Consider the following 14,849-nt stretch of genomic DNA (forward strand, 5'->3'; position numbering starts at 1 on the left):
GCCGCGGTCGCCGCGGCCAGCGCGACTCCGAGCAGGAGCCACCAGCCCGCCGCCCCGGCGGCCGGCGCCCAGACCAGGAACAGCGCGGCGAGCGGGAGGGTCGCATCCGTTCGCAGGGGCACGGCCTCACCCTAGGGCGCTGCCGCCTGCGGGGGCCGGAAGCCCTGCCCCGAACCTCCGCTACGCGTCCCCGTCGAACATCGAGGTGACGGAGCCGTCGTCGAAGACTCGTGGATGGCCCGCGCCAGCAGCGGAGCGATCGGCAGCACCGTCAGGCGGTCCCACTTCTTGTCGTCCGGCAGCGGCAGGGTGTCGGTGACCACCACGGAGTCGATGAACTCCGAGCTCAGCAGCTCGACGGCCGGGTCCGAGAACACCGCGTGGGTCGCCGCGACGACGACGCCGATGGCTCCGGCCTTCTTCAGAGCCTCCGCGGCCTTGGCGATGGTGCGGCCGGTGTCGATCAGGTCGTCGACGAGCAGGCAGACGCGACCCTGCACCTCTCCGACGATCTCGTGCACCGAGACCTGATTGGCGACCTTGGGGTCGCGGCGCTTGTGGATGATGGCGAGCGGGACGCCGAGCTTGTCGCTCCAGATGTCGGCGACGCGGACGCGGCCCATGTCGGGCGAGACGACGGTGAGCGTCGCCGGATCGAGCTTCTCGCGGAAGTGCTCGAGCAGCACGGGCATCGCGAAGAGGTGGTCGACGGGGCCGTCGAAGAAGCCCTGGATCTGAGCGGCGTGCAGGTCGACGGACATGATGCGATCGGCGCCGGCGGCCTTGAACAGGTCGGCCACGAGGCGGGCCGAGATCGGCTCGCGACCACGGCCCTTCTTGTCCTGGCGGGCGTACGGGTAGAAGGGGGCGACCACGGTGATCCGCTTGGCGGACGCCCGCTTGAGGGCGTCGACCATGATCAGCTGCTCCATCAGCCACTCGTTGATCGGCGACGTGTGCGACTGGAGGACGAACACGTCGCCTCCGCGGACGCTGTCGCCGTAGCGGACGTACAGCTCGCCGTTGGCGAAGGTCCGGCCCTCGGTGTTCACGAGTTCGGTGCCGAGTTCGGCCGCGACCTGCTCCGCCAGTGCCGGATGCGCCCTGCCCGAGACGAGGACCAGGCTCTTCTTGTTGCTGGCGGTGATGGCCGTCACTGTGCTCCGCTTCCTCCTGTGACCGGCTCGGTGCCCGCGGGCTCCGACGCCTGGGCTGCCTCGGCGGCGGTGGCCGACGCGGTGCCCGGGCGGTGGGCCTCGACCCACCCGGCCATGTTGCGCTGCGGAGCGACGGTGATCCCGAGGGCTCCGGCGGGGATGTCCTTGCGGACGACCGTGCCGGCGCCCGTGTACGCTCCGTCACCGATTCTAACGGGGGCGACGAAGACGGTGTGCGACCCGGCCCGCACGTGCGAGCCGACGACGGAGGACGCCTTCGTCACTCCGTCGTAGTTGGCGAAGATCGAGCCGGCGCCGATGTTCGACTCCTCGCCGATCGTCGCATCGCCGACGTAGGAGAGGTGCGGCACCTTCGAGCCGTCACCGATGGTGGCGTTCTTGGTCTCGACGTAGGCGCCGATCTTGCCGCGAGCGCCGAGCACGGTGCCGGGGCGCAGGAACGAGAACGGCCCCACCTGAGCCTTCGCGCCGATCACGGCGAGCGTCGCGTCCGAGCGCTTCACCACGGCGTCCTCGCCGACCTCGCAGGAGTCCAGGGTGGTGTCCGGTCCGATCACCGCGCCGGTGGCGATGACGGTCGGGCCCTTGATCTGCGTGCCGGGGAGGATCTCGCGTCCGGGGCGAGCACCGCGTCCACGTCGATCCAGGTCGTCGCCGGATCCTGGATGGTGACGCCCTCGAGCTGCCAGCGGCGCACGATCCGCGCGTTGAGCTCGAGCGCCGCGTCGGCGAGCTGGGCGCGGTCGTTGATGCCGGCGACGAGCCAGCGGTCCTGCACGGGGACCGCCTCGATCGCGCGGCCGGCGGCCTTGAGCGCAGCGGCGGCATCGGTGAGGTACTTCTCGCGCTGAGCGTTCTCGGTGCCGATCGCGCCGATCACCGAGCGGAGCGCGGCGGCGTCGAAGGCGTAGACGCCGGCATTGATCTCGGTGAGGGCCAGCTCGTCGGCGCTCGCGTCCTTCTGCTCGACGATCGAGGCGAAGGCACCGTCGCCGCCGCGGACGATGCGGCCGAAGCCGGTCGGGTCCTCGAGCACGCAGGAGAGCATGGTCAGCGCGTTCGCCGCGACGAGGTGCTCGTCGACCAGGCGGCGGAGGGTCGGCGAGTCGAGCAGCGGCACGTCGGCGCTGAGCACCACGACCGTGCCGGCGAAGGACTCCGGCAGAGCGGCGAGACCCTGCTCGACCGCGCGACCGGTGCCGGGCGTCTCGTCCTGGTCGACGACCAGCGCGCCGGGCGTGTGCTCGAGCACCGCCTCCGCGACCCGCTCGCGCTCGTGGCGCACGACCGTCACGACGTGCTCGGCGTCGAGCGAGGCGGCCGTGTCGAGAACGTGCCCGAGGAGCGGACGGCCGGCGAGGCGGTGCAGGACCTTCGGGGTGCGGGACTTCATGCGGGTGCCCTGGCCTGCCGCCAGGATCACGACGGCGAGCGTGCTGTCTGCCATGTTCTTCGCGTTCTCCTCCGTGAGCGCACCGGTGCGGTGCCGCTCCGCCACCAGGATTCGAACCTGGACCGGACAGCTCCAAAGGCTGCCGTGCTGCCGTTACACCATGGCGGACCGCGCTCTCGCGCGCCGTCCATCCTGCCATCCGCCGACCCTTCCCCCCAGCCGCGACGCCACGGGCGCGACTCGCGAGTCGACGTCGACCGGTGGTGGCCGCGCGTCGCCGCGCCGGAAGCAGGACGGCTCCCGGCGTCTCGCGAGGTGACCAGCCGCCACAATGGAGGGGTGAGTGCGAATGACGAGGTCGACGGGATCGTCGACGCCTGGGTGCGCGAGCGCCCCGACCTCGACTTCACGCCGTTGCAGGTCTTCTCGCGGATGCGCAGACTGGCCAAGCAGCTGGAGCGTGCGCGCGGCAGCGCCTTCGGCCGGTCCGAGCTCGAGACGTGGGAGTTCGACGTGCTCTCGGCCCTGCGGCGCGCGGGGGCTCCCTACCGGATGAGCCCGAAGCAGCTGCTCCAGGCGACCATGGTCACCAGCGGCACGATGACCAACCGGATCGACCGCCTGGTCGAGCGCGAGCTGGTCGAGCGGCTCGACGACCCCAACGACGGCCGCGGTGTGCTGGTGCAGATGACGCCGTCGGGGCTCGCGCGGGTCGACGCCGCGATCACTCGGCTCGTCGACGCGGAGCAGGAGCTGCTCGGAGCGCTCACGCACGCGCAGCAGGAGCGGCTCGCGCAGCTGCTCCGCAAGCTCTCTCTCGACTTCGGTTGAGCGCGCGGTCCGCGCCTACCTCGAGAGAGGGCGTCGCGGTGGTCGGCCGCGGGGACCGCGACCTCCGCCGAATCGAGCAGCAGGACACCCGAGCGTCAGCCCTCGAGCTGCTCCGAGAGCTCCAGCCAGCGCAGCTCGAGCTCGGCGGTCTCGTCCTCGTACGCGCGGAGCGTGGCGTTCAGCGCCAGGATGCCGTCGTAGTCGTCCTGGTCGTGCGTCGCCATCTTCTCGTGCACGGTCTTCGTGAGCTGGGTCAGCTTGTGCAGGCGCCGGTCGATCGCCGACACCTCCTTCTCGGCGGTGCGGCGCTCGGCCCCCGCCAGCCCGGACGGGGCGGGCGACGAGGAGGAGCCTGCGGACGCGGCCGACGTCCCCTTCTCGAGCGCGCGTCGCAGATCGAGGTACTGCTCGACTCCGCCGGGCAGGTGCCGGAAGGCGCCCTCCATCACGGCGTACTGCTGGTCGGTGACCCGCTCGAGCAGGTAGCGGTCGTGCGAGACGACGAGCAGGGTGCCGGGCCAGGAGTCGAGCAGGTCCTCGATCGCGGCGAGCATGTCGGTGTCGAGGTCGTTGGTCGGCTCATCGAGGATCAGCACGTTCGGCTCGCTGAGCAGGATCAGCAGCAGCTGGAGCCGCCGGCGCTGCCCGCCCGAGAGGTCCTTCACCGGCGTCGACAGCTGGGCGCTCGAGAACCCGAGCCGCTCGAGGAGCTGCCCGGGAGTCATCTCCTTGCCGCCGATGGCGTAGCTGGTGCGCTGCTGGGCGATGATCTCGCGGACCGGCTGGTGCTGCACCTCCGTCAGCTCGCGCAACTGCTGGTCGAGGATCGCCACGCGCACGGTGGTGCCGCGCTTCACCCGACCGCTCGTCGGCTGCACGCTGCCGGCGACGAGACCCAGGAGGGTCGACTTCCCCGCGCCGTTGACGCCGAGGATCCCGGTGCGCTCACCGGGCGCGATCCGCCACTCGACGCGGTTGAGGACGGTCCGCTCGCCGTAACGGACGGTCACGTCGAGCAGGTCGACGACGTCCTTGCCCAGGCGCGAGACGGCGAGCTGCGAGAGCGAGACCGAGTCGCGCACGGGAGGCTCGTCCTCGATCAGCTGATTGGCCGCGTCGATGCGGAACTTGGGCTTCGCGGTGCGGGCCGGAGCGCCGCGGCGGAGCCACGCGAGCTCCTTCTTCATCAGGTTCTGGCGCTTGGCCTCCATCGTGGACGCCATCCGGTCGCGTTCGACCCGCTGGAGGATGTAGGCCGCGTAGCCGCCCTCGAAGGGCTCGACGATGCGGTCGTGCACCTCCCACGTCGCGGTGCAGATCTCGTCGAGGAACCACCGGTCGTGCGTCACGACCGCGAGACCGCCCGAGGAGGTCGCCCAGCGGCGCTGGAGATGCTCGGCGAGCCAGGCGATGCCCTCGACGTCGAGGTGGTTGGTGGGCTCGTCGAGGAAGACGACGTCCCAGTCGCCCACGAGCAGTTTCGCGAGCGCAACGCGACGGCGCTGCCCGCCCGAGAGCGAGCCGACGACTCCGTCCCACGGGACGTCGCGGAGCAGACCGGCGATGACGTCGCGGGTGCGCGCGTCACCCGCCCACTCGTGCTCCTCCAGACCGCCGACGACGGCCTGGGCGACGGTGAGCTCCTCGTCGACCGTGTCCGCCTGGTCGAGCATCCCGAGTGTCACCCCTCGGCGATGGGTGACCCGGCCGGAGTCGGGCTCGATGCGCTGCGCGAGCAGACGAAGGAGGGTGGACTTGCCGTCGCCGTTGCGGCCGACGATCCCGATGCGGTCGCCTTCCTCGATGCCGAGGGAGACCTCGTCGAAGATCACGCACGTGGGGTACTCGAGTCGCAGCGCCTCGGCGCCCAGCAGATGTGCCATAGGGGTCCAGCCTAGGCGCTGGCACCCGACCGCCTACCGCTTCGAGGGCGCCGGCGAGACCGAGACCGACCGCCGGTGCAGGCCGGTCGCGCCGTCCGGCGCGGGCGGGCGCTCGACGATGGTCTGCACCGTGCCGTCCGCGTCGGTGGCGCGGACCGTGACGACATGGTCGCCGGGTGCAGCCTCCCACTCGTGCACCCACTGGATCCAGGTGTCGGCGGTGACCGCCTCGGCGAGGCGCGCCTCCTTCCAGGCGCCATCGTCGATCTGCACCTCGACCTTGGCGATGCCGGTGTGCGGCGCCCAGGCGACTCCGGCGACGGCGACCGTGCCCGCCTCGACCGGCTGCCCCTGCCGCGGGACATCGATCCGCGACTCGATCTTGATCGGGCCGCGAGCGGTCCAGCCCCGTGTCGACCAGTAGGCGAGGTCCTCGGCGAACGTCGTGACCTTCAGCTCGACGACCCACTTGGTCGCCGACACGTAGCCGTAGAGCCCCGGCACGACCATCCGCACCGGGAAGCCGTGCTCGACGGGGAGCGGCTCGCCGTTCATCCCCACGGCGAGGAGGCTCGCGCGGGCCTCGTCCTGGAGCACGTCGAGCGGAGTGGACGCGGTGAAGCCGTCGATGCTGCGCGAGAGCACCATGTCGGCGCCGGCCGTCGGCCGGGCCCGGGCGAGCAGCTCGCGGATCGGATGGCCGAGCCAGCGCGCGGTGCCGATGAGGTCACCGCCGACCTCGTTCGAGACGCACGAGAGGGTGACGAGGTGCTCCTCCAGCGGGAGGGCGAGGAGCTCGTCCCAGGTGATCTCGATCTCCTCCTCGACCATGCCGGTGATGCGCAGCGTCCAGTCGGACGGCTCGACGGAGGGCACCGAGAGGGCGGTGTCGATCCGGTAGAAGTCGGAGTTGGGGGTGATGTACGGGCTGATGCCCTCGATCCCGTCGAGGACGGCGGAGGCGGGAACGGCGGGCGCGCTCGCCGCGGGGGTCGGCAGGGTCACGGCCTCGCGCACAGCTGTCACGGCGGCGGAGGCGGAGGTGACGACGCGTGCGCCGATGCCGACGGCGACGGCGACGACTCCCGAGACTCCGATCAGCCTCAGGAACGAGCGGCGATCGGTCGCGGCGCTCTCCTGCTCCCCCTGCCAGCCGCGGAGGCGGACCGAGGCGGAGCGCAGCACCGCGGCACCGGCGACCATTCCGACGACGCTCGGGGCCGCATCGATCCCGGAGGCGCCCTCCCGGCTGACGGCGGCCAGCGAGCCGAGCCCGGCGGCGACGGCGAGCAGGAGGACTCCGAACGGCGGCCGGCGGAACTCGAGCAGTCCGGCGCCGACGGCGAGCAGGACGAGCGCGAAGCCGATCGAGACGAGGAGCACAAGCTTGTCGGCGGTGCCGAATAGGGCGATGACCGTGTCCTTCACGCCGGGAGGCACGATGTCGATGACGAAACCGCCGACGGCGAACAGAGGGCTCCCCGCTGCCCCCGTGAAGACCGCCACGACCTCGGCGGCCGCCAGGGATACGGCGGCGGCCACGATCCCCGAGAGGATCGCGAGGAGGGTGGCTCTTCTGGGGGGCATGAGCGGCACTCTAAGCCACGGCGTCGGATCTTCTCTGCGGGAGGCGCCAGGACTGCGCCCATCAGCGGGGGCCCACGTCCGGTGTTCACGAGATCCGCGCGGAGGCAGCACAGGTGCTGGCCCCTCCGCGCGGCGCGGACTACGTCGACAGCAGTCGCGCCCCGTGCACCGGGCCCGCCACGCGCACCGCACGCAGACGCGCGGAGCTCAGCTCGAGCTGCAGATCGAGCGCAGCGTCGGCATCGGCGGCGAGGAACGCCACGGTCGGGCCGGAGCCCGACACCAGCCCGCCCAGGGCGCCGCGGCCCTCCCCGAGCTCGAGGATCCGCGCGAGCCCCGGCTGGAGGTGCAGAGCCGGCGCCTGGAGGTCGTTGTGCATCGCGTCGGCGAGCATGGCCGCGTCTCCGGCCCGCAGCGCCTGCAGCACGTTCGGGTCGATCGTGGGAGTCGCAGCGATCGGGCGGAAATCGTGCAGGTGCCGCTCGCGGTGCCGATCGAGCTCGCTGTACACCTCCGGGGTCGACAGCCCCTCCTCCGAGAGCACGATGACCCACTCGAAGCGGCCTTTCGCCAGCGCGGGGCTCAGCTCGTCACCCCGGCCGACTCCGACGGCGGTGCCTCCGGTGAACGAGAAGGGCACGTCGGCACCGAGACTCGCGGCGATACCGAGCAGCTGCTCGCGCGTGCAGGCTGTTCCCCAGAGCGCGTCACAGGCCAGGAGAGTCGCGGCCGCGTCGGCCGAGCCGCCGCCCATCCCGCCGGCGATCGGCACGTTCTTCTCGATCTCGAGGCGTACGCCGCCGCGGTAGCCGGTGGCACGGGCGAGAGCGCGGGCCGCCTTGATCGCGAGGTTGGAGCCGTCGACCGCGAGGGCGCTCGTGTCGATCGAGCCCGAGAACGAGACGGAGAAGTCCGAGGCCTCGCTCGCGAAGACGTCCTCGTAGAGCGAGAGCGACTGGAAGGCGGTGGCCAGTTCGTGGTACCCGTCATCGCGCACGGCGCCGACCTTGAGGAACACGTTGATCTTGCCGGGGGCCCGCGCGTGGACCCGGGTGGAGGTCTCGCGGTGGGCCATGCATCCACGCTACAGGGTGGTGGAGGCGCGCCTGTCCGCGTCCGAGAGCGCCCCCGCCTCGGCGTCGTCGAACCCTCCGTCGGTCCCCGCCAGGCGCCCGTCGGACGCCGCCAGCGACCCCTCCGGCACCGCGGCACCGCGCACCGGGACCCGCTCGGGATCGAGTGTCCGGCCCAGGCGGACGAACGCGGCGACGTCGAGTTCCTCTCCGCGAGCGGTCTGCGCCACCCCCGCCGATTCGAGCGCCGCGATGGCGGCAGCACTGTCTCCGAAGAGGGCGGCGAGCGACTGGCGGAGCATCTTCCTCCGCTGAGCGAAAGCTGCGTCGACGACCGCGAAGACCGCGCGGCGCAGGGTCTCGTCGCCGGGCTCCTCGTGGCGCTCGAACGAGACGAGCACGCTGTCGACATGGGGCACGGGCCAGAAGATCTGACGCGAGACCGTGCCGCCGGTCGACCACGAGCCGAACCAGGCGGCCTTCACGCTCGGCCCGCCGTACACCTTCGAGCCGGGGCCGGCCGCGAGGCGGTGGCCGACCTCGGACTGCACCATGACGACTCCGGACCGGATGCTGGCGAAGTGCTCGAGGAAGTGCAGCAGCACGGGCACCGAGATGTTGTACGGAAGGTTCGCGACCAGTCGCACGGGGTCCCCCGGCACGTCGAGGATCTTCATCGCGTCGGCCTGCACAACCGCGAGGTCGGCACCCGGCGCCATCAGCTCGACGGTCAGCGGCAGCTGCTCGGCCAGGCGCCGGTCGATCTCGACCGCGACGACCCGTGCCCCCGCCTCCAGGAGCCCCAGCGTGAGGGAGCCGAGCCCAGGGCCGACCTCGACCACGGTCTCGCCCGGCCGCACGCCGGCGAGCTTGACGATGCGGCGCACCGTGTTCGCGTCGTGCACGAAGTTCTGCCCGAGCTTCTTGGTGGGAGTGACCTCGAGCAGCGAGGCGAGATCGCGGATCTCCGCGGGGCCGAGCAGGCGCGGGACGCTCCCGGCGCTCGGCTCGGCGGCGTGACGGCCGCTCATGCGAGCGGCCCGACGGGCTCCGTCGGCTCGGCGCCGACCTGACCGCCCCACTCTCCGTACACCGCCTCCGTGTTGGAGGCGATCGTCGCCGCCAGGTGACCGACGTCGGTCTCGAGGGTCGCGGCCATCGAGCGCAGGGTGTGCGGGAGGAGGTAGGGCGCGTTGGGCCGCCCGCGGAACGGCGTCGGCGCGAGGTAGGGGGCGTCGGTCTCGACGAGGATGAGGTGGCGCGGAGTGGCTGCGAGCGCCTCTCGCAGCGGCGCGGCATTGGTGAAGCTGACTGTGCCCGCGAAGGAGAGGTACCAGCCCTCGTCGGCGCACATCCGGGCCATCTCGGCATCGCCGGAGAAGCAGTGGAAGACGGTGCGGTCGGGGGCACCCACCCGGCGGAGGGTGTCGATGACCTCGCGGTGCGCGTCGCGGTCGTGGATCTGGAGCGCGAGGTCGTGCTCCTTGGCGATGCGGATGTGCTCCTCGAAGGAGCGGAACTGAGCGGCCCGGCCGCTCTCGCCGGTGCGGAAGAAGTCGAGCCCGGTCTCGCCGATCGCCCGCACCCGAGGCTGCTCGGCGAGCTCGGCGATGACGGCGAGCGCGGCGTCGAGCGCGTCGCGCGCCTCCAACTCGGGGGCCTCGTTCGGGTGGATCGCGACGGCCGCGAGCATCCGCGGCTCGGAGGCCGCACGCTCGGCCGACCAGCGGCTGGTCTCGACGTCGGTGCCGACCTGGACGACACCGCGGACGCGACCGTGGACGCTCGGTCGAGCTGCTCGCGGTAGTCGAGGGGGTCGAGACCGTCGGCGATCTCGAGGTGGGTGTGGTTGTCGTAGACGGGTACCACGAGGGCCTCGGGCAGCGGCGGGTACGTCAGGTCGCGGCCGGAGGCCGCCTCGCGGGCGCGGACGTGCTGGCTCTCGGTCATGCGCTCCAGGGTACCGGGAGGGCCGCGAGGGGGCGGGCGGGCCTGCTGCTGGTGAGCCAGAGTCGTGTTCGGCTCCGCGGGGACGATCGGGAATCCCGACCGCTCACGCGGCGAGCGCGGCGTCGAGCGCGGCCTGGATGTCCTCGATCCGCTCGAGCTGGATCGCTTCGCCGTTGACGAAGATGGTCGGGGTGCCCTGGACGCCCAGATCCACGCCCGCGTCAAAGTCGAATCGCACCCGCTCGAGAGTGGACGGGTCGGCGACGTCCGCGTCGTACTGCTCCATGTCCAGGCCCATCTCCTGGGCGAAGCCACGGAACACCTCGGCCTTCGAGTCCTGGCTCTCCCCCCAGCTCGCCTGCGTCTGGAACATCCGGTCGTACATCTCCTCGAACCGGTTCTGCCGAGCAGCCGCCTCGACGGCGACCGCTGCGTTCTCCGAATTCCGGTGGGAGGGGATGGGGAAGTACCGGGTTGCGAAGGTGACGCGGCCCGCGTACTCCTCGCGCAGCTGCTCGATCGTCGGGTAGACGGCCCCGCAGACCTCGCACTCGAAGTCGAGGAACTCCACGAGGGTCACCTTCCCGTCCTCCGCCTCATCGAGCACGTGAGTGTTCTGCGCCATGACGGGGGGCGCGGCGGCGAGCTCTTCTCGGGAGGGGGAGAACGGCCGGAACACAGCGATCGCGGCGACGACCGCGACGACGAGGAGAGCCGCGGCGATCGCGATCAGGTTGACCTTGGTGCTGGTTGTCACAGTGGTGCTTTCTGTCAGGGCCGGGGCCGGCACGACGGGAGGTGGGGTCGGGTCAGGGCCGGGAGGAGTCCGCGGCGGGATGTTCGTCCGCTTCACCGGGCGGAGGGGCCGGGGCATCGCGGACGGGTCCCGCACCGGCGGACGCTCGGAGCGGAGCGAGGGGTGCCGGAGGTCATGAGTGCCTAGACGAGGGTGGTGGTCTCGGTGGGCGGGTCGGAGAACCGCTGCACCGCCTCGACGATCACGTACCCGGCGACAGCGAAGAGCAGGATCCCGTTCGCCAGCGCCGCGAGCACCTCCAGGCGGTAGAAGCCGTAGGTGCGCTGCGAAGTCGCCGCGCGGGACGCGAGCGTGATAGCGGCCAAAGCCATGCCCAGCCCGAGAACGTCCGTGCCCATGTGCGCGGCATCGGAGATGAGGGCCAGCGAATCGAGGGAGAACCCGACGACGAACTCGACCACCATGTACGCCGCCGTGAGGCAGAACGCGACGACGAGCGGCCGGCGGTGCTTCCCGGCTGCGGAGACGGCGGAGCCGTGCGGGTGATCAGAGCCCACGACGCCCTCCGACCACACCTGATCGAACGAACGCGGGGACGGCCGCGCCTGCTCCTCGTCGGTGGCGCAGGTCTGCTTCAGGCGGCATGACGGGTGAGCCAGGCGTAGGGATCGATCGGATCGGTGCCGTTCTCCCACACCTCGAGGTGCAGATGAGGACCGGTGCTCTGCCCCGTGGACCCGACCGCGCCCAGGCGCTGGCCGGCCTTCACCGGTTGTCCTTCGGAGACGGCGAGGGACCCCCACTGCATGTGGGCGTAGAGGGTGCTCACCAGTTCGCCGCCGACGACATGGTCGATGACGGCGTAGTTGCCGAAGCCCGTGTCGGTCTCCCCGGTCTCCCGGACGATGCCGTCCGCGACCGAGCTGATCGGGGTCCCGGCGCCGGGTGTCATGTCGAGGCCTTTGTGGAAGGTGGAGCATCCGTCGCAGGGTGCCGTGCGCGGGCCGTAGTCGTCCGAGACGCGGACGCCGACCGGGAAGGGCCAGCGGACGGCGCTGCTGCCGATCTCGGCTCCGGTGGAGCCGGTCTCGGAGGCGGCGCCCGTGTCGTCATCGGTGGCCGTCTCGTCCTCGGCGGCCGCGGCGCTGTTCTGAGCGGTGATCTCGACGATGCGAGCGGGCGCTGCAGCGGCGGAGAAGTTGTCGCGGATGACGATGCTGTCCGGCAGGTCGGAGGCGACGAAGGCTTGAGCACCGACAGTGGTGGCGACCCCCGGAGTCGGCGCGGCGGCCTCGCTGGAGGGCGGAAGCAGGACGCCGGGGAGGGCCGAGACCGCGGCGAGCGCGAGTGCGGAGAAGGCAGCGGCCGCCGGCAGCACGCGACGAGCGGGTGGCGTTCGAGGCGGCCGCCGGAAGGAGCGTCGCAGAGGGGTGGCGTGCTGGCGCTCGAGAACGCGCGCGGCTCTGCGGCTGCCGGGAACGGGTGAGCGGAAAGGAGAGGAGTGGGGCATGGCGTGTCCAGGGTCTGCGGAAGGTCGGTCGACGGCGGGACCTGACACCGGTCGCGGGCGCGCGAAGGCGCGCCGGCCGACAGGGTCGTCAGATCGGCGTAATCGGCCTACAGCCGGAGGGGGACGCAGCTCGCGGCATGACTCGGCCGCACCCGCGCCGCGGGTGGGACAGCGTGCAGCGCCTTCGCCGGGGGTGCCGTGCTGGCGATGGCCCCCTGCCCGGGCCGCGCTCGGGCGGCGAGAGCGACGGCGGCGACGACGACCAGGCAGACAGCGGCGAGCATCGCGCACAGTTCCGCGAGTCCGCCGAGCGTCGCGGAATCCTCGACGCCCGGGACGCTCGCCGACGCCACCGGCGCGTCTGCGGCCGTGCCCGTGGACGCGGAGACGGACGTGGCGGGAAGAGCGTCGTGCAGGCGCTCCAGCGGGTGGCCGAGGAGAAGGGCGAGAGCCGTGACGACGACGAGGAGGACGAGAGCGAGGGTTCGCTGCGCACCGGCGCGCGGGGCGTCCGGGTGCGGGTTCGTCACGAGGGCGTCTTCCTGGTCGTGCGCGGAGCGCGCGGCGGAGCGGCGGGTGTCGACGTAGCGTACCAAGGGCGCCTGGTGGTGATCACCGGGCTCGACCCGGAAGGTCGGCTGTCGTCGGAACCGGGCGCGCCGGCGTCGCCATCGGCACTGGTGCGCGCGGCGCGGTCGCGCGGCGGGCGGCGCGGACGCCGTTGGCGATGATGACCACCTCGGCGAGCTCGTGCACGAGCACCACTCCCGCCAGGCCCAGCACTCCCGTGAGGGCGAGGGGGAAGAGGACGACGATCACGCCGAGCGCGAGCAGCAGGTTGGCAGTCATGATCCGGCGGCCCCGGCGCGCATGCAGGAGAGCGGCGGGAATCAGGCGCAGGTCGGTGCCGGTGAACGCGACGTCCGCGGACTCGATGGCGGCCGCGGATCCGGTCGCACCCAGGGCGATCCCGACGTCCGCACTCGCGAGCGCGGGGGCGTCGTTGATGCCGTCTCCGATCATCGCGACGCGGCGGTGCCTGCGGATCTGCTCGATCGACGCCGCCTTGTCCGCTGGTTTCTGCTCCGCGCGCACATCGGAGATCCCCGCCTCGCTCGCAATCGCGTGCGCGGTGCGGGTGTTGTCGCCGGTGAGCAGGAGAGTGCCGATGCGGTGGCGCTCGAGCTCCGCGATCGTCTCGGCCGCTTCAGGCTTGAGCTGGTCAAGTATCCCGATCACACCGAGCACGGTGCCTCCTCGCTCGACGACGACGGCCGTCATTCCGGCGCCCTCCATCGCTTCCAGCTGCACGGACAGGGCGCCGGCGGGCACCCAGCGGGGGCTGCCGACCCGCACCGGGACGCCAGCGAGAACACCGGTGATCCCGTCGCCGGGATGCTCCGTCACGTCCACCACCGGAGCAGGCGTCGAGGTGGCGGCGAGGATCGCTGCGGCGAGCGGGTGCGTGCTGTGCGCTTCGAGCGCGGCGGCGACCGCGAGCACGTCCTCGCGGGACGCACCGGCCGCAGTGGCGACGTCGGTGACGCTCGGGCGGCCCGCGGTGAGCGTGCCGGTCTTGTCGAACGCGACCACCTGCACCGTGCCCAGGCGCTCGAACGCCTCTCCGGACGTGATGATCAGCCCGAAGCGGCTGCCTGCACCGATCGCGGAGATGACCGTCACGGGTACCGCGATCGCCAGGGCGCACGGGGATGCAGCGACGAGCACGACGAGGGCTCGCTCGGTCCACGTCCCGGCGTCGCCGATCAGGACGCCGAACAGGGCGATGCCCGCGGCGAGCAGGAGCACGGCGGGCACGAGGGGCTTCGCGATGCGGTCAGCGAGCCGCGCACGATCGCCCTTGCGGGCGTGGGCCTGCTCGACCAGGTGCACGATCGTCGTCAGGGAGTTGTCGGTCCCCGCTGCAGTCGCTTCAACCTGGAGGGCGCCGCCGCCGTTGATCGAGCCGGCCGCGACGACATCGCCCGGATCGACCTCGACCGGGATCGACTCGCCCGTGATCGCGGAGGTGTCGATGCTGCTGCGTCCGGAGACGACCACACCGTCCGTCGCGATCCGGTCGCCGGGGCGCACGACGAGGACATCGAGCTCGCGCAGCTCACGCGCAGGGATCGTGACGTCACCGTGCAGGCGGGACACGATCGCGGTGGCCGGAAGCAGGTCCAGGAGGGCGCGCAGGCTCCCGCGGGCCTTGTCCATCGCGCGGTCCTCGAGCGCCTCCGCGATCGAGAAGAGGAATGCCAGGGCCGCCGCCTCGCCGATGTGGCCGAGGAGGACGGCGCCGACCGCGGCGATCGTCATCAGCAGGCCGACACCGAGAGTGCCGCGCAGCAGTCGCCGCACGGCGCCGGGCACGAACGTCGATGCGCCGGCGACCAGGCTCGCGCCGAGCACGATGGTCCCGGCGATGTCCAGCCCCGTCCACTCCAGGAGGTAGCCGACAAGCAGCAGGACGCCCGCAGCGAGCGGGATGAGGACGCTCCGGTCCTGCCACCACGGGACGAACTCCTCCGCGGAGTCACCGTCGTGGTCGTCGGCGTGCTGATCGTGGTCCGAGCCGGAAGGGCCGACGTGGTCGTGCCGCTCGCGCTCCGCAGACGCCGGGCGGGCGCGCCGACCCCCTTCGGACGGCGCCTCGTCGGCCGCACAGCACGCGTCCACCGCGC

General features: G+C 72.1%; 9 protein-coding genes, 1 tRNA gene and 4 pseudogenes. 1 reads left to right on the plus strand and 13 read right to left on the minus strand.

Annotated elements, in window-relative coordinates; translation table 11 throughout:
- Nucleotides 1–180: 180 nt before the first annotated feature.
- From ACH61_RS10150 to ACH61_RS10160, 3 genes and pseudogenes are all read right to left on the minus strand, one after another.
- A pseudogene (locus tag ACH61_RS10150) lies at nt 181–1,157 on the minus strand (ribose-phosphate diphosphokinase).
- Nucleotides 1,154–2,625: pseudogene (gene glmU, locus ACH61_RS10155) on the minus strand (bifunctional UDP-N-acetylglucosamine diphosphorylase/glucosamine-1-phosphate N-acetyltransferase GlmU). The pseudogenes ACH61_RS10150 and glmU overlap by 4 nt, the downstream one beginning before the upstream one ends.
- Nucleotides 2,626–2,667: 42 nt before the next feature.
- A tRNA-Gln gene (locus ACH61_RS10160) sits at nt 2,668–2,739 on the minus strand.
- Between the two features lie 171 nt (nt 2,740–2,910).
- Between ACH61_RS10160 and ACH61_RS10165 the strand changes: the two genes are divergently transcribed.
- On the plus strand, nt 2,911–3,402 hold the full coding sequence (locus ACH61_RS10165; protein ID WP_068211795.1) for a MarR family winged helix-turn-helix transcriptional regulator: 492 nt from the start codon (nt 2,911–2,913) through the stop codon (nt 3,400–3,402).
- 95 nt (nt 3,403–3,497) lie between these two features.
- Here the strand turns inward: ACH61_RS10165 and ACH61_RS10170 are convergent, their stop codons facing one another.
- The 10 genes and pseudogenes from ACH61_RS10170 to ACH61_RS10215 form a co-directional block, all read right to left on the minus strand.
- Nucleotides 3,498–5,285, minus strand: a complete 1,788-nt coding sequence (locus tag ACH61_RS10170) for an ABC-F family ATP-binding cassette domain-containing protein (RefSeq protein ID WP_068211796.1) — start codon at nt 5,283–5,285, stop codon at nt 3,498–3,500.
- 33 nt (nt 5,286–5,318) lie between these two features.
- Complete coding sequence (locus ACH61_RS10175) at nt 5,319–6,872, minus strand: molybdopterin-dependent oxidoreductase (protein WP_068211803.1); 1,554 nt, start codon at nt 6,870–6,872, stop codon at nt 5,319–5,321.
- A 139-nt stretch (nt 6,873–7,011) separates the two neighbouring features.
- Nucleotides 7,012–7,947, minus strand: coding sequence for a 4-(cytidine 5'-diphospho)-2-C-methyl-D-erythritol kinase (locus ACH61_RS10180; RefSeq protein ID WP_068211798.1), 936 nt, complete (start codon nt 7,945–7,947; stop codon nt 7,012–7,014).
- Nucleotides 7,948–8,121: 174 nt separating this feature from the next.
- A pseudogene (gene rsmA, locus ACH61_RS10185) lies at nt 8,122–8,976 on the minus strand (16S rRNA (adenine(1518)-N(6)/adenine(1519)-N(6))-dimethyltransferase RsmA); the annotation flags it as partial.
- Nucleotides 8,973–9,895 (minus strand): annotated as a pseudogene (locus ACH61_RS10190) (TatD family hydrolase). The pseudogenes ACH61_RS10190 and rsmA, both read right to left, overlap by 4 nt.
- 103 nt (nt 9,896–9,998) lie before the next feature.
- Nucleotides 9,999–10,652 carry a DsbA family protein gene (locus ACH61_RS10195; protein WP_068211800.1) on the minus strand — a complete coding sequence of 218 codons (654 nt, stop codon included), beginning with the start codon at nt 10,650–10,652 and terminating at the stop codon, nt 9,999–10,001.
- Between the two features lie 182 nt (nt 10,653–10,834).
- On the minus strand, nt 10,835–11,209 hold the full coding sequence (locus tag ACH61_RS10200) for a cation diffusion facilitator family transporter (RefSeq protein WP_082845191.1): 375 nt from the start codon (nt 11,207–11,209) through the stop codon (nt 10,835–10,837).
- A 77-nt stretch (nt 11,210–11,286) separates the two neighbouring features.
- Nucleotides 11,287–12,030: a M23 family metallopeptidase gene (locus tag ACH61_RS10205; protein WP_082845187.1), complete on the minus strand. Its 744-nt coding sequence runs from the start codon at nt 12,028–12,030 to the stop codon at nt 11,287–11,289.
- A 239-nt stretch (nt 12,031–12,269) separates the two neighbouring features.
- A complete protein-coding gene (locus tag ACH61_RS10210; RefSeq protein ID WP_068211801.1) occupies nt 12,270–12,758 on the minus strand; it encodes a hypothetical protein in 489 nt (162 codons plus the stop codon).
- A 16-nt stretch (nt 12,759–12,774) separates the two neighbouring features.
- The gene (locus tag ACH61_RS10215; RefSeq protein WP_082845188.1) at nt 12,775–14,844 is read right to left on the minus strand and encodes a heavy metal translocating P-type ATPase; all 2,070 of its coding nucleotides are present in this window, start codon (nt 14,842–14,844) and stop codon (nt 12,775–12,777) included.
- Between the last annotated feature and the right edge of the window lie 5 nt (nt 14,845–14,849).

It is taken from the genome of Rathayibacter tanaceti (assembly GCF_001634385.1).
In the GTDB taxonomy this organism is placed as follows: domain Bacteria; phylum Actinomycetota; class Actinomycetes; order Actinomycetales; family Microbacteriaceae; genus Rathayibacter; species Rathayibacter tanaceti.